Genomic DNA, 23,923 nt, shown 5'->3' on the forward strand with positions numbered 1-23,923 from the left:
GTGGAGGCGTCGTCCACCACGATCTGCTCCACCGACGGGTGCGTCTGCGCCAGCACCGACTCGATGGTCTCCGCCACGAACGGCGCCGCGTTGTAGCACGGCGTCACCACCGAGACCAGCGGCTCCCGCTCCCCGCGCTCATCCGTCATCCGTCCACTCCCGTAAGATGTCGCCCGGTCACGGGGCCGCAAGAAACTCGCTCACCGGCGGCACGGCCGGCACCTCCCGCGCCGTGGCCGCGCGGGCGGAGTAGCGGAAGTACACCGCCTCGCGGTACGCCACGCGCAGCAGATCCGGCACGTTGGACGAGGTCGCCCCCGGCGCCGGTCGCGTGTCCGCGATCACGCGGTTGGCGATGAACTCCGCGTCGTCGTTCACCCCCCGCACGTCGAAGAGCGGCCCGATCCACGGGTTCTCGTCCAGGATCCGGCGCAGGTGCCCGCGGTCCAGCCCGTCGCCGCGAAAGGGGAAGGCGAAGGGGATGCGCCCGCCTCCGCCGAACCCCGCGGCGAAACGGCACGACTCCACGATCTGCGTCTCCACCTCTTCGGGAGTGCGCAGGGCGTGGAGGTACGGGTGCGCCAGGGTGTGCCCGCCGATGGTGAAGCCATCGGCCGCGAGCTGCCGCACCTGGTCCGCCGTCATGAACGGGCGGCGCTCGGCCAGGTACGCCGCCAGGTCCACACCGGCGCGCGCGCAGAAGTCGTCCAGCAGCGCGTCGTCGTAAAAGGTACGCGCGCGGAGCCAGTCCACCAGCCCCCCTGCCGGGGCGCCGGTGAACTCGCGGGCGAGCTCCTCCCTTCGCCCCGCCTCCATCTCCTTCAGCGCCTCGATGGCCAGCGACACCTTGTTGCGGTAGAAGAGCCGCCGGTTGTCGATGAAGTCGCGCGTGATGAAGAACACCGCGGGGATGCCGTGCTCCAACAGGAGGGGGCGGATCACGGAAAAGCACTCCGCGTACCCGTCGTCGAAGCTCACCAGCACCGGGGGTGTGGCGCGTGCGCGTCCGGACTCGTACTCCGCCAGCGCCTCCGGAAAGGAGACGAGGCGCCGGTTGCGCTTGAGCCACACCAGGTCGCGCTCGAACTCCGCGGGCGTCTTGAAGCGGTCCAGGTGCACCACGTGGGGCGGAACCCGGTCGGTGACCACGTGGTAGCACAACCCCACCACCGGCTTCCGCAGCAGCGGCTGGTACACCCGCAGCGAGCCCACGCGCCACAGGGCCGCGGCGGCCACCCGCCGGGCGAGCTCCACGCCCGCCGTCACGCCGCCGGGCGGTCCGCCCGCAGCGCTTCCTGCGCCGCCAGCGCCTCGCGGCGGTCGCGGGTGGCGATCCCGCGGCGGGCGAGCCACTGAATCACCCGCTCCTTGTGCTCCAGCCCGATCATCCGCTCCAGCATGCGCCCCAGCCGCTTTCCGGAGCCGGGGGTCCTGACCCCGTACGCATCGGCCCGGCGCAGGCACTCGCGCGCCACGTCGTTGAAGCCCTGCTGGAAGCCGAGAAGGGCCACCGCCTGGTACCCCATGCCCAGCTTCTCGGCGTACTGGTCCAGCCGCCCCTGCCGGGTGAGCAGCTCTTCCAGGTTCTCGTTCACCTTCATCCACGACGCCAGCTTGCGGGCGGAGACGGTGGTGCTCACCGAGGCGCGCGCCTGCCCGTGCCGGCGGTAGAAGCCCATCCCGCCCCGCGCGCGCACCACCCTGGCGCCCAGCGCCAGCGCGCGGTGGGTGACGTCGCTGTCCTGGTCGTACGCGAGCGCCTCGTCCCACCCCCCCGTGAGGTCGTACGCGTCGCGCCGCCAGAGGACGGAGCAGGTGGCGGCACCCTTGCCGTCGAGCCACGACCAGAGGTGGTCGGTCCCGGGCTCCGGCACCCCGCCGCCGCTCTCCACCCAGCGGCCGTCCCGCTGCTCCAGGTTCTTCCAGGCGCACACGGCGATCCCCAGCGGCACGTCGCGCACGGAATCGGCCAGCGCGGCGAGAGTGTCGGGGGCGATCAGGTCGTCGGCGTCCAGGAACATGAGGAACCCCCCGCGCGCCTGCTCGGCGCCGCGGTTGCGGGCGAAACACCCTCCCCGGTTCGCGTCCAGGCGCAGCGCGCGCACGCGGTGCGGGTGCGCGGCGGCGTAGCGCTCGATCACCTCCCAGCTCCCGTCGGTGGAGGCGTCGTCCACCAGGACGTGCTCCACGGCCGGGTGCGTCTGCGCCAGCACCGACTCGATGGTCTCCGCCACGAACGGCTCCGCGTTGTGGCACGCGGTCACCACGCTCACCAGGACCTGTAACGTTTCGTTGCTCATGCCGTCCCGACCGATGTTCTGTGCGATCGCGAAAGGATCAAGGTGTCACGCAGGGTAAGACACGGCACCCCGACGCTCACCCCGGCGTCAGCCGAAGGATCGTTCCCATCCAGCGGGGAAGGGGAGCCGGTAGGCGGCCCAGCGCGGGGGTGAGCCGCGCAAAGAGCGCCACGGGCCGCACGCGCCGCGGAAGGAGGTAGACCCCCGCCGGCACGGTGAGGGCGCACGCCGCCAGGATGCCCAGGAAGATGGCCCCGCTCCCCAGCCCCAGCCGCTCCAGCGCCAGCCGCGCCACCAGCGCCGCGCCGCCCACCAGCAGCGACAGCACCACGCCCGGGAGCTGGGCCACCACGAAGTCGGCCCAGCGCAGCCCGGCCAGCCCCAGCACCAGCGAGGCCATCGCCAGGTACATCTGCACGATGGCCAGGCTCACGCCCACCGCCACCCCCAGGATCCCCCACCGCGTGCCGATGGCACCCCCAATCACCACGCACGCCGCGTACACCACCTGCCGCGCCGTCTCCGAGTACACCTTGCCCGATGCGTGCGTGAAGGCGCCGGCCAGGTGGTACACGGCGCGAAAGAAGCCGGCGGCGCACAGCACCTGCAGCGGAAGGACCATCGCCGCCCAGCGGCCGCCGTACAGCGCGCGCACCATGTGCGGGGCCGCCACGATCATCCCGGCCATGATGGGAGCCGTCAGGAACGCCGTCACCTGCACGCTGATGAGGTACGCTCGCCCCAGCCGCTCCCGGTCGTCCTGCATGGCGGCCATGGCGGGGAACATCACGCTGTACCCCACCGCCCCCAGGTAGGTGAGCGGAAGCATCATCAGGTTGTAGGCGCGGCCGTACAGCCCCAGCGCCGTGGCGCCGAGCCAGCGGCCCACGATCAGGTTGTCGCCGTTGCGCGCGACGTAGTTGATCACGTTGTTGAGGCTCACCCCCGCCCCGAAGGCGAAGAGCTGGCGCAGCTCCACGCTCGACAGGCGGGGGCGCACGGAGTGGCGCACCATCGCCAGGGCGATCGCGCTGCCCAGCAGCGACTGCACCAGCGCGCCCCACGCCAGGCTCCACACGCCGTAGCCCATCAGCGCCATCCCGGCCGCCACCCCCGCGTACCCCACGGTGTAGCTCGCCAGCTCCACCACGAAGAGGCGGCGGAAGTCCAGCCTGCGCTGCAGGACGGCGCGCGCCGTAACTCCCAGCGCCCCGCACACGAACGCGGCGGACTGAAGGCGAAGCACCCCCGGCAGCTCGGGGCTGCGCAGCAGCGAGGCCGAGAGCGGCGCGAGGGCGAGCAGGACCAGCGTGAGCGCCGCCCCCAGGAGGAGCGACGCGGTGAAGGCGGTGCGGAGGTGCAGGGGAGTGAGGGTGCGGCTCTGGACCACGGCGGGCCCGAGCCCCAGGTCTCCCACGAGCGCCGCGAACCCCACCACCACCATGGCGAGCGCCACCACGCCGAAGTCGTCCGGCGGAAGGAGCCGCGCCAGGAGCACGCCCACCGCGAACTGAAAGATCCCCTGGCACACGGCCGAGGCGAACTTCCAGCGCGCGGCCGACATGGTGCGCTGCGCCAGCCCGCCGGGAGGGGTTCCCTCGCTTCCGTGCGGCGGCCGCGCCTCGCCGGACTCCTGGGGCGCGCTCCTGTCGGTCTGGATCATAGGGGGGTGGCGGTGGGGGCTAGCTCGCCCCCACCCCGCGCAGCACGGTGGGAATCGTCTTCGCCAGAATCTTCATGTCCAGCGCGAGCGACCACTCGTCGATGTACTTCAGGTCCAGCGTGACCCAGTCGTCGAAGCCCAGGTTGCTGCGCCCGCTCACCTGCCACAGCCCCGTCATCCCCGGGGGGGCGCTGAACCGGCGCATGAACCACGCCTGGTCGAAGAGCTGCACGTCGCGCACGGCCATGGGGCGCGGGCCCACCAGCGACATGTCGCCGCGCAGCACGTTGATGAGCTGCGGAAGCTCGTCCATCGAGGTCTTGCGCAGGAAGCGCCCCACCGCCGTCACCCGCGGGTCGTTGCGGATCTTGAACGCCGGCCCGATCGCCTCGTTCTGCGACTCCAGCAGCTTCTGCAGGACTTCCGCGTTGGGCACCATCGTGCGGAACTTCCACATCTTGAAGCGGCGCTTGTTGCGGCCGTAGCGCTCCTGCGCAAAGAAGATCGGCCCCGGGCTGTCCATCTTGATGGCGATGGCGATGGCCAGCATCACCGGCGCCAGCAGCACCAGGCCGATGGCGGCGCACACGAAGTCGGCCGCGCGCTTCATCTGCTGCCGGTAGTCGTCGTGGAACACCTTCATCGCCACCACCGACAGCCGGTCTCCGTGCTCCAGGCGGGGGCGTGCCACCGCCACCTGGAAGACGTCGGCCAGGTACTTGGACTCGGTGCCGGTGCGCTCGCACACGCCGATGGCGTGCTGGATCTCTTCGTAGCACGACTTGATGGGGAGGGCGATCAGCACCTCGTCCACCACCTGGTGCATCAGGATCTCTTCCAGCTCCTCCAGCGACCCCAGCTTGGGCGCGTCCAGGCTCTCGGACAGGTGGTGGTCGTTGGAGTCCACGAAGCCCAGCAGCTCCACCCCGTCGCCGCTGGCGCGGATCTCCTGCGCCACCCGCAGCGCGCGCGGTCCGCTCCCCAGCACGATCACCCGGCGCACCGTGCGGGTGCGGGCGGTGCCCACCAGCGTCCAGAAGGGCGCGCGGATCGCCAGCGTGGCGCCCACCGAGCCGGCCCAGAAGAAGAGCGCCGTCTGCACGCGCAGCGCCGGGCTCAGCGCCATCAGCGGGAAGGCGAAGGCCAGCGCCGCGCCCACCGTGCACGCGGCCAGCACGCGCAGGATGTCTTCGCGGCGGCGGAAGGGCCCCGGCTCGTACAGGCCGGCGAGCGACAGGATGCGCGGCCAGAGGAGGGCGAAGCCGCCCACCATGACCGCGCTCTTGACGCTCACCTGCTGCGCGAGGAAGGCATCGACCCCCGCCGGCAGCCGCTGGAGGTTGGCGAAGGCCCACACCGCGAACAGCACCGCGAGCGCCGCGAAGGTGTCCAGCGTTCCCCCGAGCTCCGGGGTGAACGCGTTGCGCTCGGGCGGGTTCGCCGCGGCGATGCCCGCCGCCGGTGCGGTGGGCTCGGCGGCCCTGGGCGTCGGAAAGAGCCCGACGCCGGGGAACGCTCGAAGAAAGGGGCTTTTCAGTACTGGAGTGCTCATCACGCTCACCTTCGGCGGCTGGGCCATCTCGGCAGGCTGCTGCACCTGCGAGACCCCTGGCTCTGCGGCCCCGCCTCGCGGCGGGTGTGCTCTTCTCGGGTGCGGACCGAAGCGCCGGATGACGCTCAGGCTGTTACTACCGGGTTCCTCTCCGGCGTCCGTCCTTGCTATGGGACTAAGCGAATTCCGTACCATCTGCCGCTGGTGTTTCCCTGTAACATTATGTGCCGATCCCCTTTGGCGCGTTCACCTTACACGCTTTTCCCACTTCCGCTACGCCTGCGGCGCCGTGTAGTAGCTCTGGGCGTAGGACTGCCACTTGTAGGCGGCGTCGTACTCGCGGTCGCGGTCGGGGTCGATGTCGTTGAGCAGCGTGCCCAGCACCGGCAGCCGGGCCCGGCGGCACTGCTCCGCGCACTCCACCAGGGCGTCGAAGGGCGTCACCCCGGCCCGCGCCACCAGCATCACCGCGTCCACGTAGCCGCCCAGCACGGCGGTGTCCGCGAAGACGTTGATGGGAGGCGTGTCCAGGATCACCAGGTAGTACTTCTGCCGCAGCCACTCCATGAGGGCCTGCGCGCGGGCCGAGCCGAGCAGCCGGGTGCAGTCCGCGGGTAGGACGCCGGTAGGAATGTAATGCAAAGCGTTGCCATTCCCAACGTCCACGGTTCGCAGCACCTGCTGGAAAGACGCGTTGCCGGCCAAAAGGTCACTCAGCCCGCGCTTCCGCGGCCCTATGCGGGTGCTGAGCGTGCCGCGGCGGAGGTCCGCGTCGATCAGCAGCACCTTGAGCCCGCGCCGGGCCAGCGTGACCGCCAGCCCCGCCGCGCTGGTGCTCTTGCCGTCGCCGGGCAGGGGGCTGCTCACCACCAGCGTCTTGACCTCCGCGTCCGGCTCGGCGAACTGCAGGTTGCGGTGCAGCCACTCGTAGGCGTCGGCCGCGGGCGAGGGGCCGGCGGCGGTCCCCGGCAGCATCGGGAGCCCGCCCGAGGGGACGAGCGCGGTGCCGCCGCCGCCGGGAGTCAGCATCCGCCTGGCCGAGGTCAGCGCGCCGGGGCGCTTCTCCGCTTCCTTGAGCTCCGTGATGCGCGGCACCCAGCCGAGCACGGGGTAGCCGGTGGCGGCCTGCACGTCGTCGCGGCTGTGCACGGTGCCGTCGCGGTACTCGCGCACCATCCCCGCGCCCACCCCCAGCAGCAGCCCGGCGACGCCGGTGAGCCCCAGCAGGAGCCCCTTCTGCGAGCCGACCGGCTTCATGGGGAGCTCCGCCGCTTCCACCACCCGGACGCGCGGGTCCTGCACCGCCTGCGTGATCTCCGCCTCCTTGAGGCGCGTCTGCAGCAGCCCGTACGTCTCCTCCAGCACCCGCGTCTGCCGCGAGAGCCGCGCGAACTCCAGCTGCTTCCCCGGGATCTGGTCCATCCGCCGCGAAAAGGTGCCCAGCGTGTTGTCGATGGACGAAACCTGGTTGGCGAGCCCCCGCTGGTATGTCGTCACCAGCGAGGTGAGCTGCGACTCCAGGGCCTGGGCGCGCTGCGTGAGCGCCACCACGTCCGGGTCGTGCTCCTTGCGCCGCGTCAGCAGCTCCGCGCGCTGGCTCTCCAGCGCCGTCAGCGAGCGGAGCATCTCCGACGCCGCCTCGTTGCGCAGCAGGGAAGGGTGGCCCACCAGCTCGCGGAAGGGGGAAGGCTGGCCGGGGGTGCGCACCCGGGTGCGCGCCTGGTTGATGAGGTTGCCCAGCGAGGCCCGCTCCGCCTCCAGCATCCCGCGCTCCGCCTGCATCTGTGCCTGCCGCGCCACCTGCGTGCTCGCCTCCACCGGCAGGTCCACCACCTGGTTCGCCTCGCGGAAGGACTGGAGCTTGTTCTCCGCCTCGGTGAGCTGCCCCTTGATGGTGCCCAGCTGCCCGCGCAGGAAGTTGGCGGTGGTGCGCGCCTCGGTGCTGTGCACCTCGCGCCGCATGGCGATGAAGTTGGCGGCCAGCACGTTGGGAACGTCGCGCACCAGCTCGGGGTCGCTCCCCTCGTAGCGGATGTCCACCACGCTGGCGTTGCGGTCCGGCTGCGTCACGTCGGTGGCGCCGATCAGCGAGGCGGCGGCGCCCTGGCGCGAGTCGATGGACACCTCGAACTCGGGGGTGCGCGCCGCGGTCCGCGCCAGCACCAGCCGCCCCTCGGGGATCCTCACCTCGGCGCCCGGCGCAAAGGTGCCCAGGCCGGCGCCGCTCTCCGCGTCGGTGACTTCAAAGCTCTGGTCCTCCCGCCGCTCGAAGCGGTAGCGGGCGGGCTGCACGTCGGGCCCCACCTCCATGTCTGCCAGGAGCGAGGAGCGCCGCGCGCCGCCGGGCTTGGCCACCGTCACCTGCAGCCGCAGCGAGTCCACCACCGCCTCGGCCAGCGTGCGGCTCTGCAGCACCCGGATGTCGGTGGCGATGTTGTCGTCTTCCACCACCGCGGTGGTGGTCGCCGTCTGCAGCCCCGGGCGGGGGGCGCGCACCTCCAGCGAGGTCTGCGCCCGGTACGACGGCTCGATGCGCCGCACCAGCACGTAGCCGGCGCCCAGCCCCGCGACCATGCAGGCGAGGATCAGCCAGCGGTGCCGGCGCAGCGCGCCCCACAGGGTGCGGGGCACGCTGCCGTGGGCCGCCGCGGGGGCGACCGGCGCCGTGGAGCCCGGAAGGGCGAGTTGTTCGTTCATGGATGCCTCAGCGGAGTAGCGCGATCAGCAGGCTCACCGTGCCGGTGATCACGGCCGTCACGATCCCGGTGTTGCGGGTGAGCCAGCCCCGCTCCGGCACGAAAAGCTGGTCGCCGGAGCGGATGGAGGTTGCGGCCAGGCGCGTTTCGGCCGAGAGCGCCACCGGAAGGCGCCGCCCGCCGCGGATCAGGTCGATCCGCTTGGGGTTCCCTTCCGACGTGGTGCCGCCGGCCAGCGCCAGGGCATCTGAAACGGTCATGGCGGGCTCCACCGAGTAGATCCCCGGATTCCGCACCGCGCCCAGGACCTGGATGCGGCGGAGGAGCACCACCTCGATGGAACGGTGCTGGAGGAAGTCCGCGTACGCCGCCACCAGACGGGCGGTGAGCGCCGCGGGCGCCTGCCCGCCGACCTGTGTAGGTCCCAGGCGGGGCAGTACCGCCACACCCTCGTCGTCCACCCGGAACTCGCCGGAGAGGTCCGGCTCGCGCCAGATCTTCAAGCGGATCAGGTCCCCGGGGCGCAGCGGGTCGACCGAGCCCGGCTGCGCCTGCACGGCGCCGGGGAGCGCGCACACGATGGCGAGCACGACTGCGGCCAGCCGGGCTGCGCGGGCGATCGCTTCGGTCATTGGACTCTGTATTTGGATTGGTATCGACACCGGCAGATGCCAGGCGGCATCTGGAGCGGACGCCATTCGGTTGCCTTGCTGAACACCGTTTCCTGCAATCTGCGGACCAGGGTAGCGGCGGCCGAGGTGTAACGAAAAACGCCGCGCCGCCGGGGCGATTGGCCCACGATGTGCGCTCCGGCCGGTGGGGCCGCCGCCGCCGCAGACCTTGCAGGACCCGCGCTCCGGCCCGATTGTGTGGGGACCGGTGCCTCCGCGCGTCCGGCGCCTCTGCATCCAACTCCTCGAAGCCAACATGGCCGACACCTCCCGAAGCCAGCTCCGCAAGCTCAAAGAAGAATACGCGCGCAACCCCGGAAGCCGCGTCTTCGTGCACCTGGCCGAGGCGCACCGCAAGGCGGGCGAGCTCAAGCAGGCGCAGCAGGTGCTCACCGAGGGGCTGCGGCGGCACGGCGACTACCCCAGTGGCCTGGTGGTGCTGGCCCGCGTCCTGGCCGACCAGGGCGAGGACGAGCGCGCGGCCGCCGTGTGGCGCGACGTGGTGCGGCTGGACCCCGAGAACATCGTCGCCCTGCGTGCCCTGGGCGACATCGCGGAGGCCGCCGGGCGCCGCGTGGAGGCGATGCAGCTCTACCGCCGCGTGGTGCGCCTGGAGAACGGCGACCCGGAGGACGGCGAGTCCGAGATCGTGGCCTCCTCCTTCGACGACGACGAGGATGCCGAGCCCGCCATCGCCGAGGAGCCCGCGCCGGCCCCGCCCGAGCCGGTACCGGCCTGGCGCCTGCGCCGCGTCGATCCTCCCGCGCCGCGCGCCCCCGAGCCGGAGGCGCCGCGCGAGCCCGATCCGGTGCCCGCGTGGCGCACGCGCCCGGCCGAGCCGCCCGCGCCCACCCCCGAGCCCGAGCCCACGCCCGCGTGGCGCATGCGCCAGCCCGATCCCATCGCGCCCACTCCGCCTCCGGAGCCCGTGCGCGAACCGGAGCCGGAGCCCGCATCCGCCCCGCTGAAGAGCCGTTTTTCGTGGCTCGTGCGCACCGTCACCGGCGGCCGCGTGGACGAGCCGCAGCCCGAGCCCGCCGCACCCCCGCGCGCCAGGGAGGAGACCGTCTTCGAGGCGCCTCCCGCCGCGCCGGACCCAGTACCCGCGGAGGTGGCGTATGTGCCACCGCGGGAAGAGCTTCCGGAAACGTTTGCCGCGTACGCGCCGCCGGAGCCCGTCCCCGCCGCCGAGCCCGTCCAGGTCGCCGACCCCTCGGAGCTGGACGCCGACCCCGCGCCGCTCGCCGCCGAGCCGGAGCCGGCCGCGGCGGAGGAGCAGGAAGCCGAGCCGTTCGAAGGCGTTCTCGATGGAATCGACGCCGCCGCGCTCGCGCCCTCCGCGTACGTTGCGGAGCGCTGGGCCGCATCCACGGACAATCCCGAGGTGGTGGAAGAGCCCGCCGCCGAGGAGGCTCCGGTCGCATATGACGCCGCCCCGGAGGCGTCCCTCCCGGACGAGGAGGAAGTGGACGAACCGGCGGTGATCGAGGTGGACGAGGATGCGTCGGCGGAGGAAGCAGAGGACGAGGCCGACGCGCCCGTCGCCTCCATCTTCGACGGCGCGGACGAAGACATCACCCGCTTCGTGGAGGCCCAGGCGCAGAACGAGCCCGTCGCCTCCATCTTCGACGACGCGGATGAAGACATCACCCGCTTCGTGGAGGCCCAGGCGCAGAACGAGCCCATCCCCGCCGAGCCGTTGACCGAGCCGGAGGCGGAGGCATTCGACGAGGAGCCCGCGGGACCGGTGCGCTTCGACGAGCTCGCCAAGCTCGCGTACACGGCGCGCCCCGCGCCCCCGCCTGCCGACCCGCTGGCCCAGATCCGCGCCGAGATGTACGGCGCGCCGCAGGCCGCGGCAGAGGCGGAGATGGGTGCCGGCGCCGCGGGGCTGGCGGAGGTGCTGGTGCGCGTGCTGGAGCAGCAGGGCGGGGTGATGCACGCCGAGAGCAGCCTGCGCCGCCTGCTGGCGCTGGCACTGGCGCGGGAGCTCGGCCTTCCGCCCGCGCAGCAGGACGCGCTCGCGCTGGCGGCGCTCCTCAGCGCCCTCGGCGAGCTGCGCGGTGGCGGCGAGGCGGATGCGGGGCGGCAGCTCGCGGTCACGCTGCAGCTCCTTTCCGGCGTCACGCTCCCCGAGACGGCCCGGCAGGCGCTCGCGCACCAGTGCGAGCGGTGGGACGGCGCCGGCTTCCCGGCGGGGCTGCGGGAGGAGCGAATCCCCTTCCCGGCGCGCATCCTCTCCGTCGCGCGGGCGGCGGCGGCGCTGCTCTCCGAGCGACGCCCCGGCGCCGGGCAGGTGGTGGACGACCTCCAGCGCCAGGCGGGCAGCGCCTTCGATCCGCTGGTGGTGAGCGTGCTGCGCCGCGTCTTCGCGCAGCGGGAGCGCCACGGCATCGGCTACGGCTGGGGCGGGCGCGTGGCCGTCGTGCACCCGCACGAGCTGCGCGCGCTGGAGCTGGCCGCGCGCCTGCACGGCGAGGGCTACGCGGCCGAGACCGCCAGCAGCGCCGCGGGCCTTCGCGAGCTGCTGCGGACCGGCTCACCCCAGGCGCTGCTGCTGGGCGCCGACCTTCCGGACGCGGATGCGGCCGGGCTGGTTCGCGAGGTGCGCGCGGTGGGCGGCTCGCTCCCGGTGCTCGTGGTCGACGCCACCGACGCCCGCCGCCGCGTGGAGCTCCTGGGCGCCGGCGCGGACGTCTGCTTCCCCGCGGACGCCGAGTTCCCCGAGGTGCGCGCCACCCTCGACGCGCTCCTCCGCCGCCGCGAAGCCACGGCCTGAACAACAAAACTGCAGATTGCTGTTTCGTTGCTGTTGCAAAATTCAGCTTCCACCGCAAAACACGGCACCCGCGGCCGCATCCCCACCGGGCACTGCATCCGTAAGTAATTGAGGAACAGCCAGTTGGCATTCCGCACGGCGCCGGAACGCGCCGTGCGAATGGAGAGGGCGGGCGGTAAGCCGCCCGGTTCCTCGCCCGGACATCCCGGGCTCCCACCGAGAACGGCAAACCCGCCGAAAGACGGGGACGCAAAGCTACGAGGCTACAGCGGGCCACACGCCCGCCATGCCAGTCGGGCCGCCGAAGAGGGTGATGTGCCATGCGATCCACGCGCACCGTACGCCGCGGTCCAGCCGCGCTGTTCCTGCCCCTCGTGATCCTCGCGATCTCCGCCTGCGGCGACTCCCCCACCGGCTCCACGCCGTCCGAGACGGAGCCGGCGCCGTCCCCCATGATCGCCGACCCGTCCAACCGCCCGTTCTTCGGCGGCGCGTACCTGGGCGACGCGCTCAGCACGCCCGAGAACATCGCCGGCGCCATCCGCGACTTCGGCAAGCTCACTGGAAAGCAGCCCGCGCTGGTGAAGACGTTCCACGACCTGTCGTGCGACTTCTCCGCCACGGGCTGGTGCGGCAAGCTGGTGCGCGAGGTCGTCTCCACCGGCGCCACCAGCTACCTTGCGCTCGACGTGCGCTGGGCCGGCGGACCGCGCACCGGTGTGCTCGAGCCGATCATCGCCGGCAAGGCGGACGCGGAGCTGGTGCGCGTCGCCCGCCAGATCGCCTCGCTGGGCTCGGTGGTGCTGGTGGAGCCGGCGTGGGAGATGAACGGCAACTGGGACTACGCTTGGCAGGGCGCCGCCAACGGGGCCGACCAGAACGCCCCGGCGCGCTACGCGCAGGCCTGGCGCCGCATCGTGGACATCTTCCGCCGCGAGGGCGCCACCAACGTGCGCTGGGTGTTCAACCCGAACGTGGGCAACCCGCTCACCAACCGCGCTACCGGCGAGTCGCACTGGAACTGGTACGGCAACTACTACCCGGGCGGCGACTACGTGGACTACGTGGGCGCGCACGGCTTCAACGCGCCCAAGATCTGGGGCGGCGACTGGCTGGCTCCCGCCGCCATGTTCGACGGCGCCTCGGCCGACCACATGCTCTCCGACCTGGCCAAGCGCTACCCGGGGAAGCCGATCCTGATCGGCGAGTTCGCGTCGGACGAGGGGAGCGGCGACGCCAAGGCCCGCTGGATCCGCGACGCCTACGCCACGCTCCGCTCGCACCCCAACGTGGTGGGCGCCGTCTGGTTCAACATGGACAAGGAGACGGACTGGCGCGTGAACTCCAGCGCCGCGTCGCTCGCCGCCTTCCGCGACGCGATGCGCGACAACGGGGTCGCGATGGCCTACAACGAGGCCCCCGCCTCCCGCAACGCGAACATGCTCGCCTCGCGCTGAGCACGGACCGCACGCGAAAGCGCCCCGCCGAGAGATGCTCTCGGCGGGGCGCTTCTTTTCTACACATCATGCAGCTTGTGGCAAAGCCGGAACGGAAGTCGGTCAGAGTGCGTCAGCGCGGCACGAGGAGGAAGTTGGCGGAGCCGGGGACCCAGAACACCGAGCCGTTGGTGAGCGCGTAGCCGAATCGGTACTGCGCGGTCACCTGCCACGAGGTGTCGGTGGCGACGGTGGCGAACACGCGGATGGCGAGGAGGCGGTTGTCGTTCTCGGAGCGCGGCTCCTCCACGCCCATCCGCATCGGCGACACCAGGAGGCTCCAGTCGTTCACGGTGCCGGACGGGACGTTCACGAACTCTCCGTGCGCCACCGTCCCCGACACCGACTTAGGCGCGGGGCGCCGGCCGACGGTCGCGCAACCCGCCGTGGAAAGGATGCAGGCCAGCACCGCGATTCGCCTGATGCTCATGGTCTCCGTTGGTTTCCAGGGTGGAACAGCGGGCCTCACGCGGAGACGCGGAGACGCAGAGAGGGGGCGCAGAGATCCGGCTCTCTCCCCAACCATTTAATTCATCCCAGGGTTTTGCGAAAGCTTTGTGTTCGCGAAGCCTCCCTCTCCTGCGTCTCTGCGCCTCTGCGTGAGACATGCAGTTGGGGTCTAGCGGGCGGTCCGCGGCGGTGGCGCGGCGAGCGGGCGGCCGGTCATGCGGTAGAGCGCCGCCTCCAGGATCACGGCGGCCGTGTTCACGTTCTCGCCGCCGGTGGAGTGCCCGTTCGCCTCGTAGACTCCCGAGCTCCACCCGGTCGTGCGCCGCGCATCGGCCACGGTGCGCAGGGCGATGCGCGTGTAGTCGCTGGGAAGGAGCGCGTGCCATCCCCAGGCCGCCTTGGCGCTCACCCAGGGCCGCGTGCCCGACGCGTTGCTGGCGCCCTGCGCGCTCACCACGAACGTCTTCCCCTGCAGGTTCACGTTGTAGTAGTAGAAGTAGTACGGCGGCCGGGGGATGGCGTCCTCGCTCACCATCGTCACCTTCTTCGTCCGCCTGAAGCGCTCGCGCTGCACCTCCAGCATCCGCATCGACAGGTCGCGCAGCGCCGGCGACCATCCCACCTCCAGGCCGTGAAGGACGAAGGGCTCGCTGGTGAGGTGGTCCTGGCCGCGCCGGTCCGCCACCAGGGGCACGCCCAGCACGGTGATGGGGATGGCGTTCAGGGCGGGGTTCAGCGCCTGCTCCGCGCGGTAGCCCCACGCCGCGTAGCCCGCCGCCGCGTACTGCTCGTAGGGGATGCGCCCCTCCACGTACCTCAGCTCGCGGCCCGCCGGGGTGAGGGTGGAGCCCCACAGGTAGCCGTCCTTCACCAGCTTGGTCATGTCCAGCCGCGCCACGATGGAGTCGATCTTGGGCGCGTACTTCGGCTGGTTGGTGCGGATGACGTGCAGCCAGATCAGCATCCGCCCGATATCCGTGGCGGACCACCCCGTGCCGCGCTCGCCCGCCCTCCAGTCGCGGTCGTCGCGCCCGGCGATGACGCCCGTGCGCGTCGAGTAGTTCTTGCTGAACGCGATGCCGTCGAACAGCCGCAGCCGTCCCAGCGTGTGGAGGGCCAGGCGCATGCGGCGGTCGTACTCGTCGTCCTCCAGCAGCCCCAGCCGGTTGCCGCAGTACAGCGCCGCCAGACCGCTCGCGATGTCCCAAATCGTTGCGTACGGGTACGCGACGACCGAGTTTACGAAGCCCGTGGCCGGCTGGTACTCGCGCTCCACGTACACCCAGGCGCTCTGGGCGGCCAGCATGAAGTTCGCCCGCTCGCCGGGGAGCGTGTCCAGCCCCGGGGGGGGCAGGGGGGGGGCCGCACGCGCGGGCTGGGGCGCGGGATGTGCGTCGCCCGATCGTCCAGCGCTCCCGTCCGGTGACGTGAACACGAGCCAGCCCCCAATACCGAGCATGAGGGCCGTGGCATACATCGTGGGATTCTGCACGAATCGGGATTTCATCGTTGGGGCCGGATGGACACGGTCCGATGCCCGCGCGGGAAGGCCCGTGCGGGCACGGCCGCCAGTCCGCAACGGGAGCGTCGCCGCGGCGCTCCTGGCGGGCGTGTGCGCGCTGGCGACGGGCAAGGTGGCGGAAGCGCAGGCCACGTGCCAGGGGTCGCTCGCAACATCCTCCCCGTCCGCCCCCGCCCTGGTGAAGTACATCCCCGCCGCGACGCGCTCCGGCGTGGTGTTTCACGCCTGGCTGGATACGAACCGCACCCCCTCCGCCGGGCACCTCGTCGTCGAGAACACCAACCCGTACCCCGTGGCCGTCCGCTTCGACGCGGAGCTGTGGGGCGCCGCCGGCACCGTGGCCGGCGGCTCGCGCTGCGTGTGGCTCCGGCCGCGCGAGTTCGCCGTCGCCGTGCAGGAGTACCCCGCGGGAACGCTGTCGGCGGTGAGGGTCCGCGACGCGGAGGTTGGCCGCATCGAGCCGCCGCCCGTTCGCCTGACGGGGCTGGTACCCCCACGCGCCTCCCGCCCGCGCACCCGCGCCGCGGAACCGGAAACCTCTCGCCTGGCGACCGATCCATCGCCACGCGAGGAGCCCTCGCCGCCCGCGCGATCGGAAACCTCACCAACCACGCCGCCACGCCGGCGCGACACCGCGGAAGCGACGCGTCGGGAGACGTCGCGTCCGAGCTCGGCACGCGTGCGCGACACCGCCGCATCGACCCCTCGCCGCGAGCGCAGGTCCTCGACGCAGGTGGCTCGGCGCGACACCGCGGCTCGACCCGCCGCTCCTCGCCGCGAGACATCCTCGCCGACTGCGCGCCGCGAGACAGCTGCGCGCGCCCGGGAAGCGCGCCGCGACAGCGCGCCGCGAATCACACCTCGCCGCGACACGCGTGCGCCGACTGCTCGCCGCGAGGCATCATCGGAAGCCCCGGCGCCTCGGCGCATTACTGTTGCGCAAGCCACAAAGCCACGCCGCGAAACGACATCGCCGGCCACGCGCCGGAAAACGAGTCCGCCGACCTGGACGACTCTCGGCGACACACCGATAGCCTCCACGTCTCGCGCCGTGCCTCCGAGTCGTGCAACTCGCAGGGATACTACGCTCCGCGCCCCGGCACCTCGCGTGGCGACGGCTGCGCCAGATACGTCGTCGCGCGCGGCCAGCGCGTCGGATCCGCTGGCGCGCACGCCCAACGCGGCGGACTCGGCTGGCACGGCCGCGATGACTACGCGCGTGGCGGCTGAGCCCGCGGACTCGCCGCTGAGCGGTGCTCCGGAGATCGCTCCCCGGCCGGCTCCGTCGCGTTCGCCCGAGGGTGAAACGGCGGAGTCCTATCCGAACGCGGAGTCGGGCGTCGTACCCGGCACGGCGGGAAGGGCGGATACAGCGCGTTCGGTCAAGCTGAGGGAGGACGCGCCGCCGCTCGCGAAGACCGGAACGACGGTGTTTTCGGTGGCGTTCGCGGCGCTGATGGTGCCGGCGGGGATCGTGCTGCTGATGGCCATCGGCGGCGTCGCGTGGCTCCTGGCCGCGAGCGCGCTTCGGCGCGCGTGGCCGGGAAGGCGCCGCGACTAGCACGTACTGTTACATGAAACGTAACATTACACTTGCGCCAGCCCTGGAAACAGGCTTTTTTGGGGGCAAGCTTTTTGCTTTGGAGTCGCGGGCCAGCCTCACGCCGCCTCACGGCAGGCGAGAGGTTCCGCGACGCTTTGCCCGCCGCTGGCCACCCGGCCGACCGTTGTCCAAGGCACACCCTCCTGACACGTATTGCGAGGAACATCATGCCCAAGCCCGCTCAGCGCGCCGTCTCGGCCCCCGAAATGGCCGACGATGAAGCCGTTCCCGTGAGCACCCCGCCCGCGACCGCGTCCGCGCCGGACGCGGCTCCCGCGCAGGACGCCGGGGGCTCGTCCACCGCCGCGCTGGCCGAAGTGCTCGTGCGGCTGCTGGAGCGCGACGGGCCGGTGATGCGCGCCGAGAGCAGCCTGCGCCGCCTGCTGGTGCAGGCGCTGGGACGCGAGCTGGGGCTGGGCGCGCCGCAGCAGGAAGCGCTCGGGCTGGCGGCGCTGCTGGGCGACCTGGGCGGCTCCAGCGGCGAGCCGGGGCGCAACCTGGCCGTCACGCTGCAGCTCCTGTCGGGCGTGTCGCTCCCCGAGGCCGCGCGCGAGGCGCTGGCGCACCAGTACGAGCGGTGGGACGGCGGCGGGCTCCCGGCCGGGCTCCGCGAGGAGCAGATCCCGTTTCCGGCGCGGGTGCTGGCGGTGGCCCGCGCGGCGGCGGCGCTGCTGGGCGAGGGCCGCTCCGGCGCGGCGGCGGTGGTGGACGAGCTGCAGCGGCAGGCCGGCAGCGCCTTCGACCCGCTGGTGGTGAGCGTCCTGCGCCGCGTCTTTGCGCAGCGCGAGCGCCACGGCATCGGCTACGGCTGGGGCGGGCGCGTGGCGGTGGTGCACCCCCTCGAGCTGCGCGCGCTGGAGCTGGCCGCGCGCCTGCACGGCGAGGGCTACGCCACCGAGACCGCCGGCACCGCGGCCGCGCTGCGCGAGCGGCTGCGCGCCGGGGCCCCGCAGGCTCTGGTGGTGGGCGCCGACATCCCGGACGGCGATGCCGCCGCGCTGATCCGCGAGGTGCGCGGGCTTGCCGCGTCGCTCCCGGTGCTGGTGGTGGACGCGGCCGACGCCCGCCGCCGCGTGGAGCTTCTCGGCGCCGGCGCGGACGTCTGCTTCCCGCCGGACGCGGAGTTCCCGGAGGTGCGCGCCACGCTGGACGCCCTCCTGCGCCGCGGCGAGGCGACCTTCCCCCGCGAGGCGACGCTCCAGCTTCTCGAGGAGCCGCGCGACGCGAGCCGTTCGCGCCCGGTCGCCGCGGGGGTGCTGGGGGCCTGAGACAGGATCCGTGACCGCCAAGACGATGCATTCGCCTTCCGCTCTCGACACCACGTCCGCCCCTCCGGCCACGCCGGAGGGGCCGGACCCGGTTCGGGCGCTGCTGGAGGGGCGGGCCTCGGTGTGGAACGCCATCCTCCTGGTGACAGGGCCGCGCGCCCGGGCGGAAGGGTGGGGTCCCGAGGCCGCGGTCGCCGTGGCGCAGGAGGCGGCGTCGGACGGAAGGATGGTGGTGCTGGCGGAGCTGGACTTCGAGTCGCCGTCGCTGCACCTGCACCTGGGCGTTCCGAACTACGAGGGGGCCGCGGACGTGGTCCTCTTCGGCGCATCGGTACGGCGCACCGCCCGGCCCGTGGAGGGGCTGGGTTTCTCGTTCCTCCCCTCCGGTGAGGCGCCGGACCCGGAGCAGGTGCTCGCGCATCGCCACTGGTCCGTCGCGCGGTCGGAAGTTGGGCGTGCGGGCGGCCTGCTGCTCTTCTACGCGCCGTTCGACGCGCCGGGGCTGCGCGACCTGGGCGCGCGGGTGGGCCACGCGCTCGCCCTGGCCGAGCCGGACGAGGTGGAGGAGATCCGCCGCGCCCTCGGCTCCCGCTGCGAGGTCGCCGCCGCCCTCGCCCCCGGCGAAGCGCTGGACGAGCCGGCACCCGAGGCCTTCGCCGCCCCGCTGCCCGTCGTGGAGCCCCCGCCCGTCGCGGAGCCGCAGCGGGTCGCCGCCGACGATCTGTCCGACGCGGACGCCGGCATCACCGAGCCCGCGGCGGCCGCCGGGGTGTCCGAACTGGATGCGATCGTCGCCGCCTTCATGGCGCCGCACGATGCCTCCGAGCCGGAGCCGGTCGCCGAGCCCGAGCCCGCGTTCGCCACCGAAGCCGCCCCGTTCGCGGATCTCACTCCGCCGGAGGAGCTCGCGGGACCAGTCGAGGCTGCACCCGTCGAAGATCCCGCGTGGCTCGACGACGTTGCGCGCTATGTGGACGCACCGGACGACGAGGCCGCGCCCGCTTTCGATGCCGCGGCGTTCGATGAGATCGCGCCGCCCGTCGAGGACACGGCGCCGCACGACCTGGCGCCCTCGGTCGAAACCGCTCCGCGAGACGACGTCGCGGCGTCGATCGAGGCCGCACCGGTCGACGACGTTGAACCGGCGTTCGAGACCGCAGCACTCGACGACGTTCCGCCGTCGATCGAGGCCGCGCCGGTTGATGAAGCCGCCACGTTCGTCGAGGTCGCGCCGCCGGTCGAGGCTGCACAGCTGGACGAAGTCACGACGCCTGACGAGGTCGCCCCGCCGGTCGACTCTGCACAGCTGGAAGACGTCACGTACCTCGATGAGATCGCGCCATCGGCCGAGTTGGACGCTGAGCCCGCGCTCGCTGACGAGGCTGCGCCGTCCGATGAGGTCACGTTCCTCGATGAGGTAGCAGCGCTCGATGAGGTCGCGCCAGCCGTAGAGGCTGCGCCGTTCGACGACGTTGCGCGCTACGACGAGGACGAGGTCGCGCCGGCTGAGGAGCTGGAGCCGGAATCCGTGCTCGCAGTCGAGCCGGCGGAGCTCGAAGCGGAGTTCGCAGCCGAGCCTGCCGCGGAGCTCGAACTCGAGCCCGTAACGGAGTTCGCAGCCGAACCGGTGGATCTCGAATCCGAGCCGGTGACGGAGTTCGCAGCCGAACCGGCGGACCCCGAATCCGAGCCGGCCGCCGAGTTCGCAACCGAGCCGGCGGAGCTCGAGCCCGAGCTGGTCACGGAGTTCGCGGCCGAGCCCGCCGCGGAGCTCGCGATAGAACCGGCGACGGAGCTCCAGGCCGAGCCCGCGATGGAGTCGGTGGCGGAGCCCGAGACTGCCGCCGAGCCTGCGATGGAGCTCGTCGCGGAGCCGGAGACCGCTGCGCCCGCGGAGGTCGCGCCGGAGCTGAAGACGGCGACGGTGCACGAGCTTCCGGCGATCCTGGCGGCGGAGCCGGTGGTGCCGACGCCGCCGGTGCAGGCGCGCAAGGCCACGCGGTACTCGGTGCCGCGCCTTCCGAAGTGGCAGGAGCGGATGATCCGCGTGCTGGCGGTGGTCACGCTGGCGTACGGCGTCTACTACATCTCCTGGCGGTGGACGCAGTCGCTGAACACCAGGGCGCTCTGGTTCTCCATCCCGCTCGTGCTGGCGGAGACGTGGGGGCTGCTCACGGCGTTCATCATGGTGCACTCCGTGTGGCGCCTCAAGCACCGCGATCCGGTGACGCCGCCCGAGGGGCTGAGCGTGGACGTGTTCATCACCTCCTTCGACGAGCCGCTGGAGGTGATCCGCCGCACCTGCGTGGGAGCGCGCGCCATCCGCTATCCGCACCGCACCTACATCCTGGACGACGGGAAGCGCGACGAGGTGAAGGCGATGGCCGCTCAGCTCGGCATCGGCTACCTGCGCCGCGAAGACAACGCCCACGCCAAGTCCGGGAACCTCAACCACGCCCTGAAGCACACGCGCGGCGACTTCGTCCTGCAGCTGGACGCGGACCACGTGCCGCTCCCGCACATCCTCGACCGGCTGCTGGGCTTCTTCGAAGACCCCAAGCTGGCCTTCGTGCAGGCGCCGCAGGACTTCTACAACACGGACGGCTTCACCTACGACGTCAACGAGTCGTGGCAGCGGATCTGGGAGGAGCAGCGGCTCTTCTTCTCCGTGATCCAGCCCGGCAAGGACTCCATCAACGGAGCCTTCTTCTGCGGCTCGTGCGCGGTCTTCCGCCGCGAGGCGCTGGAGTCGATCGGCGGCTTCGGCACGCACAGCATCACCGAAGACATCGAGACCTCGCTCCTGCTGCACTCGGCGGGGTGGAGGTCGGCGTACTACGGCGAGAGCCTGGCGTACGGGCTGGCGGCGGGGTCGGCCACGGCGTTCCACGTGCAGCACCTGCGCTGGGGGCAGGGGGCGATGCAGGTCCTCCGCCGCTTCAACCCGCTCAGCCACCCCGGGCTCACCCTGTCGCAGCGCGTGTCGTACTTCGGCTCGCTGACGGCGTACGTGGGCGGGGTGCAGAAGCTGGTGTTCTACTGCGCGCCGCTGGTCTTCTTCCTGACCGGCGCGCTCCCCATCAAGGCGGTGGACCGCGAGTTCCTGCTGCGCTTCCTGCCGTTCCTGCTCCTCTCGTTCATCCTCTCGGACCTGGTTTCGCGCGGCACGGCGAACACCTGGATGTCCGAGCGCTACCAGATGGCGAAGTTCTGGACGTACACCCGCGCGGTGGCGTCCGTGCTGTGGCCGCGGCCGCTGCGCTTCACCGTGACGCCCAAGGGGCCGGGGCACGTGCCGTTCCGCACCTACGCGCCCCAGGTGGTGCTGATGGTGACGACGCTGGTGGCGCTGGCGTGGGCTACGATGGCGCACCGCAACGGGTGGGTGGAGTACGGGGTGGATGGATGGGCCTCCACGGCGTTCCGGGTGAACCTGCTGTGGGCGTCGCTCAACTTCATCCTGGCGGCGTCGGTCATCGGGCTGAGCCTGCGGGTGAGGCAGCAGCGCGGCGACCACCGCTTCCGCGACCAGTTCCCCATCACGCTGCGCACCCCCGCGGGGGCGAACGGGAAGCCGCGGTCGTGGATCGCGCTGACCGAGGACCTGAACCCCACGGGGATCGCCTTCCGCATGCCGGAGCGGCTTCCGGCCGGGTCCGAGCTGCGGATGAAGCTGCCGCTCACCACCGGCTCTGTGACCGTGCGGGGGAAGGTGGTGCACGAGGTGAAGCTGGAGGGCCCCGGCCCGGCGATGTACCGGATCGGCGTGGCGTTCGACGGGGTGCCGCTGCGGGTGCGCGACGCCATCGAGCTCCACTGCATCCAGCACGCGGTGCCGCTGGAGCGCGCTCAGTACACCGGCCCGCGCCCCCTGCTGGCCCGCACGGCGGAGTGGACGCGCAACGCACGCCGCGAGCGGCGCGAGCAGGTGCGCCTTCCCGCGCGCGTGTGGCTGCGGAGTGCCCCGGGCGCGCCCGAGGAGCCGGGGAGGAGGATGGCGCTGCTGGCAGAGATCAGCGCCAGCGGCGCGCGGCTGGTGATGGACGAGCCGGTACCGGAGGGGACGCTGGTGCGCTTCGTCGTCCCCGGCACCAGGATCCGCGGCGTGGGAAGAGCCGTTTTTTCGCAGGCGACCGAGACTCCGATCGGCGTGCGTTTTGCCATCGGCGTCCGGCGGAGCGGGGGAGCCCCCCCGCGCCAGAAACCCGTTCCGGAGAGGAAGATGGCCATACCCTACGTGCTGAAAAAGGCGGTTTCGCTCCTTTGCATCCCGCTGGCGGCCGCGGCCGCGGCCGTGCCCGCGTCGGCCCAGCTGCAGGCGGTGGTGTACGGCGGTGCCGAGCTGGACACGCAGGATCTCGCGCTCTTCCTCCTGGGTGCTTCGGTGCACACCACCGGGCTGGGTCCCGGTGTGGGTGTGGGCGTGATGGGCTACAACCTCACCTACCCGGTGGCGGGGAACACCACCGAGTCCGTGAACGCGGTGCAGCCGCAGGTGGAGCTGCGCTACGGCTTCCCCACGGGCTCGGTGCAGGCCAACGTCGGCTACCTCTTCATCCAGGGCAAGGACGTGACGCCCATCGGCGCGCCCGGCGGCGCCGAGGACGGGCTGGTGACGGCGCTCCAGGGGAACTACTGGGGCTCGGAGGGCGGCGCGAGCGCCGACCTGATCGTGAGCTACAACTGGGGCGGCGAGTACTTCTGGACGCGCGGCCGCGGGCTGCAGCAGATCGCGTCGTTCCGCGAGCGCGGCGCGATCAACCTGGGCGCCGAGCTGGTGGCGCAGGGCACCGCGGCGGACGACACCTACCGCGCGTTCCAGGCGGGGCCGGTGCTGGAGATGGCGTTCTCTCCCGCGTTCCGCCTGATCGGCGTGGTTGGCGCGAAGACGGATAACCGGGTAGATGCGCCGTCCGTGTTCCCGTACTTCAAGCTGGAGTTCGTGGCGATTCCGGGGCTGTAGACCGCTGGGCCTCACGCGGAGACGCGGAGGCACGGACGGAGAACTGCAGGAGGCACGGAGAGTGGGTACTCTCCGTGCCTCTTTCGTTTGCTCTGCTTGTCACCCGCCACTATCACCCGCCTCTGTCGCCCGCCTCTGTCGCCCGCCTCTGCCACCCTCCCTTTTGTCATCCTGAGCGACGCGCCTCTCCGACCTCTCCCGTTCGCCAACCTCTGGCGCGAAGCGAAGGATCTACTGCGCGTTGCGAGAGGCTCGTGGTCCGGCGCCGGTCCTCGCGTTTCGCCAGCTAGATCCTTCGGTCGCCGCAGAAAGGTCCGCGTACGACGGGGTTGTGCGTGGCGGCTCCCTCAGGATGACAGAGAGGTGGGGGCGCGCGTCGATCTTATGCATGAGTCCGCGACGGCGGACTTCGTGTGGGTCCAGCGGCGGATTCATTCGCTCCTGGAGGCGGGCCGCGGCGAATGGGCGGGCACGGGCAGCCACGTGGGGCAGCCCCTACGGGATCGTGGTGGGGGGGCGGGGGTCGGGGTGGGGGAAAGGGTGGGCAGACACGCAGGTCTGCCCCTACCGGCGGCGGGTGCGTTAACGGGGGGCGGTGCAACGGCGGGCACGGGCGCGATGAATCGCGCCCCTACAGGGTGATACGGCCCCCTGATTGACCGACCGGAGCACACGGCGCATCTTTCGGGGTACGAGGGGGTGTCCCGGAAAGGAGAAGAGGGTGCTGATCAACGAGGCCGTGGGAGAGATCGCCGCCAGGGTGGAGGGCGGTGGAAGGGTATCGGTGGAGGATGCGCGCGTGCTGTGGCAGCACGCGAGCGACGACGAGCTGAAGCAGATGGCCGGCGCCGTGCGCGCACGCTACCACGCCCCCGACCGCGCCACATACATGGTGATGCGGATCATCAACTACACCAACGTCTGCGTGGCGCAGTGCGACTACTGCGCCTTCTACGTGCT

Annotated in this window: 15 protein-coding genes and 2 riboswitches; of the genes, 6 read left to right on the forward strand and 9 right to left on the reverse strand. The window is 72.1% G+C overall.

From position 1 onward, the window contains the following. Positions 1-177: 177 nt before the first annotated feature. The 6 genes from VF647_12020 to VF647_12045 all read right to left on the reverse strand — a co-directional run bounded on the left by VF647_12020 (position 178) and on the right by VF647_12045 (position 8,843). Positions 178-1,266: a polysaccharide deacetylase family protein gene (locus tag VF647_12020; protein ID HEX8452818.1), complete on the reverse strand. Its 1,089-nt coding sequence runs from the start codon at positions 1,264-1,266 to the stop codon at positions 178-180. Continuing rightward, positions 1,263-2,300: a glycosyltransferase family A protein gene (locus VF647_12025; GenBank protein HEX8452819.1), complete on the reverse strand. Its 1,038-nt coding sequence runs from the start codon at positions 2,298-2,300 to the stop codon at positions 1,263-1,265. Before VF647_12025 ends, VF647_12020 begins: the two co-directional genes overlap by 4 nt. 76 nt (positions 2,301-2,376) lie before the next feature. Continuing rightward, positions 2,377-3,963, reverse strand: a complete 1,587-nt coding sequence (locus tag VF647_12030; protein ID HEX8452820.1) for a lipopolysaccharide biosynthesis protein — start codon at positions 3,961-3,963, stop codon at positions 2,377-2,379. A 19-nt stretch (positions 3,964-3,982) separates the two neighbouring features. Next, complete coding sequence (locus tag VF647_12035; GenBank protein HEX8452821.1) at positions 3,983-5,515, reverse strand: sugar transferase; 1,533 nt, start codon at positions 5,513-5,515, stop codon at positions 3,983-3,985. A 10-nt stretch (positions 5,516-5,525) separates the two neighbouring features. After that, positions 5,526-5,616, reverse strand: a riboswitch (cyclic di-GMP riboswitch). Between the two features lie 172 nt (positions 5,617-5,788). After that, positions 5,789-8,212 (reverse strand): polysaccharide biosynthesis tyrosine autokinase, encoded by a 2,424-nt coding sequence (locus VF647_12040; protein HEX8452822.1) that lies wholly within the window; start codon positions 8,210-8,212, stop codon positions 5,789-5,791. Between the two features lie 7 nt (positions 8,213-8,219). Further along, positions 8,220-8,843: an SLBB domain-containing protein gene (locus VF647_12045; GenBank protein ID HEX8452823.1), complete on the reverse strand. Its 624-nt coding sequence runs from the start codon at positions 8,841-8,843 to the stop codon at positions 8,220-8,222. A gap of 295 nt (positions 8,844-9,138) precedes the next feature. Here VF647_12045 and VF647_12050 point away from each other — a divergent pair, with 295 nt between their 5' ends. Next, positions 9,139-11,661: an HD domain-containing phosphohydrolase gene (locus VF647_12050; protein HEX8452824.1), complete on the forward strand. Its 2,523-nt coding sequence runs from the start codon at positions 9,139-9,141 to the stop codon at positions 11,659-11,661. 214 nt (positions 11,662-11,875) lie between these two features. After that, positions 11,876-11,967, forward strand: a riboswitch (cyclic di-GMP riboswitch). A 14-nt stretch (positions 11,968-11,981) separates the two neighbouring features. Then, positions 11,982-13,118: a glycosyl hydrolase gene (locus VF647_12055; protein ID HEX8452825.1), complete on the forward strand. Its 1,137-nt coding sequence runs from the start codon at positions 11,982-11,984 to the stop codon at positions 13,116-13,118. Positions 13,119-13,230: 112 nt separating this feature from the next. Here the strand turns inward: VF647_12055 and VF647_12060 are convergent, their stop codons facing one another. From VF647_12060 to VF647_12070, 3 genes are all read right to left on the reverse strand, one after another. Next, positions 13,231-13,587: a hypothetical protein gene (locus VF647_12060; protein HEX8452826.1), complete on the reverse strand. Its 357-nt coding sequence runs from the start codon at positions 13,585-13,587 to the stop codon at positions 13,231-13,233. A 189-nt stretch (positions 13,588-13,776) separates the two neighbouring features. After that, positions 13,777-14,913 (reverse strand): DUF3131 domain-containing protein, encoded by a 1,137-nt coding sequence (locus VF647_12065; GenBank protein HEX8452827.1) that lies wholly within the window; start codon positions 14,911-14,913, stop codon positions 13,777-13,779. A gap of 435 nt (positions 14,914-15,348) precedes the next feature. Next, positions 15,349-15,585, reverse strand: coding sequence for a hypothetical protein (locus VF647_12070; GenBank protein HEX8452828.1), 237 nt, complete (start codon positions 15,583-15,585; stop codon positions 15,349-15,351). A 652-nt stretch (positions 15,586-16,237) separates the two neighbouring features. Here VF647_12070 and VF647_12075 point away from each other — a divergent pair. The 4 genes from VF647_12075 to VF647_12090 form a co-directional block, all read left to right on the forward strand. After that, positions 16,238-16,690: a hypothetical protein gene (locus VF647_12075; protein HEX8452829.1), complete on the forward strand. Its 453-nt coding sequence runs from the start codon at positions 16,238-16,240 to the stop codon at positions 16,688-16,690. Between the two features lie 209 nt (positions 16,691-16,899). After that, positions 16,900-18,000, forward strand: a complete 1,101-nt coding sequence (locus tag VF647_12080; GenBank protein ID HEX8452830.1) for an HD domain-containing phosphohydrolase — start codon at positions 16,900-16,902, stop codon at positions 17,998-18,000. Between the two features lie 25 nt (positions 18,001-18,025). After that, a complete protein-coding gene (locus VF647_12085) occupies positions 18,026-22,963 on the forward strand; it encodes a glycosyltransferase (protein ID HEX8452831.1) in 4,938 nt (1,645 codons plus the stop codon). A 721-nt stretch (positions 22,964-23,684) separates the two neighbouring features. Then, on the forward strand, positions 23,685-23,923 hold a 239-nt coding region (locus tag VF647_12090), incomplete at its 3' end, for a hypothetical protein (GenBank protein HEX8452832.1).

The organism is Longimicrobium sp. (genome assembly GCA_036387335.1).
Taxonomy (GTDB): Bacteria; Gemmatimonadota; Gemmatimonadetes; order Longimicrobiales; family Longimicrobiaceae; genus Longimicrobium.

Bases quoted from the DNA above. Each gene is read 5' to 3' on its own strand.
- VF647_12045 (HEX8452823.1), bottom strand. From the start codon at position 8,843: ATGACCGAAGCGATCGCCCGCGCAGCCCGGCTGGCCGCAGTCGTGCTC.
- VF647_12025 (HEX8452819.1), bottom strand. From the start codon at position 2,300: ATGAGCAACGAAACGTTACAGGTCCTGGTGAGCGTGGTGACCGCGTGC.
- VF647_12065 (HEX8452827.1), bottom strand. From the start codon at position 14,913: ATGCTGGCCGCCCAGAGCGCCTGGGTGTACGTGGAGCGCGAGTACCAG.
- VF647_12055 (HEX8452825.1), top strand. From the start codon at position 11,982: ATGCGATCCACGCGCACCGTACGCCGCGGTCCAGCCGCGCTGTTCCTG.
- VF647_12030 (HEX8452820.1), bottom strand. From the start codon at position 3,963: ATGATCCAGACCGACAGGAGCGCGCCCCAGGAGTCCGGCGAGGCGCGG.
- VF647_12060 (HEX8452826.1), bottom strand. From the start codon at position 13,587: ATGAGCATCAGGCGAATCGCGGTGCTGGCCTGCATCCTTTCCACGGCG.
- VF647_12035 (HEX8452821.1), bottom strand. From the start codon at position 5,515: ATGAGCACTCCAGTACTGAAAAGCCCCTTTCTTCGAGCGTTCCCCGGC.
- VF647_12085 (HEX8452831.1), top strand. From the start codon at position 18,026: ATGCATTCGCCTTCCGCTCTCGACACCACGTCCGCCCCTCCGGCCACG.
- VF647_12080 (HEX8452830.1), top strand. From the start codon at position 16,900: ATGCCCAAGCCCGCTCAGCGCGCCGTCTCGGCCCCCGAAATGGCCGAC.
- VF647_12070 (HEX8452828.1), bottom strand. From the start codon at position 15,585: ATGCGGCCAACCTCCGCGTCGCGGACCCTCACCGCCGACAGCGTTCCC.
- VF647_12040 (HEX8452822.1), bottom strand. From the start codon at position 8,212: ATGAACGAACAACTCGCCCTTCCGGGCTCCACGGCGCCGGTCGCCCCC.
- VF647_12050 (HEX8452824.1), top strand. From the start codon at position 9,139: ATGGCCGACACCTCCCGAAGCCAGCTCCGCAAGCTCAAAGAAGAATAC.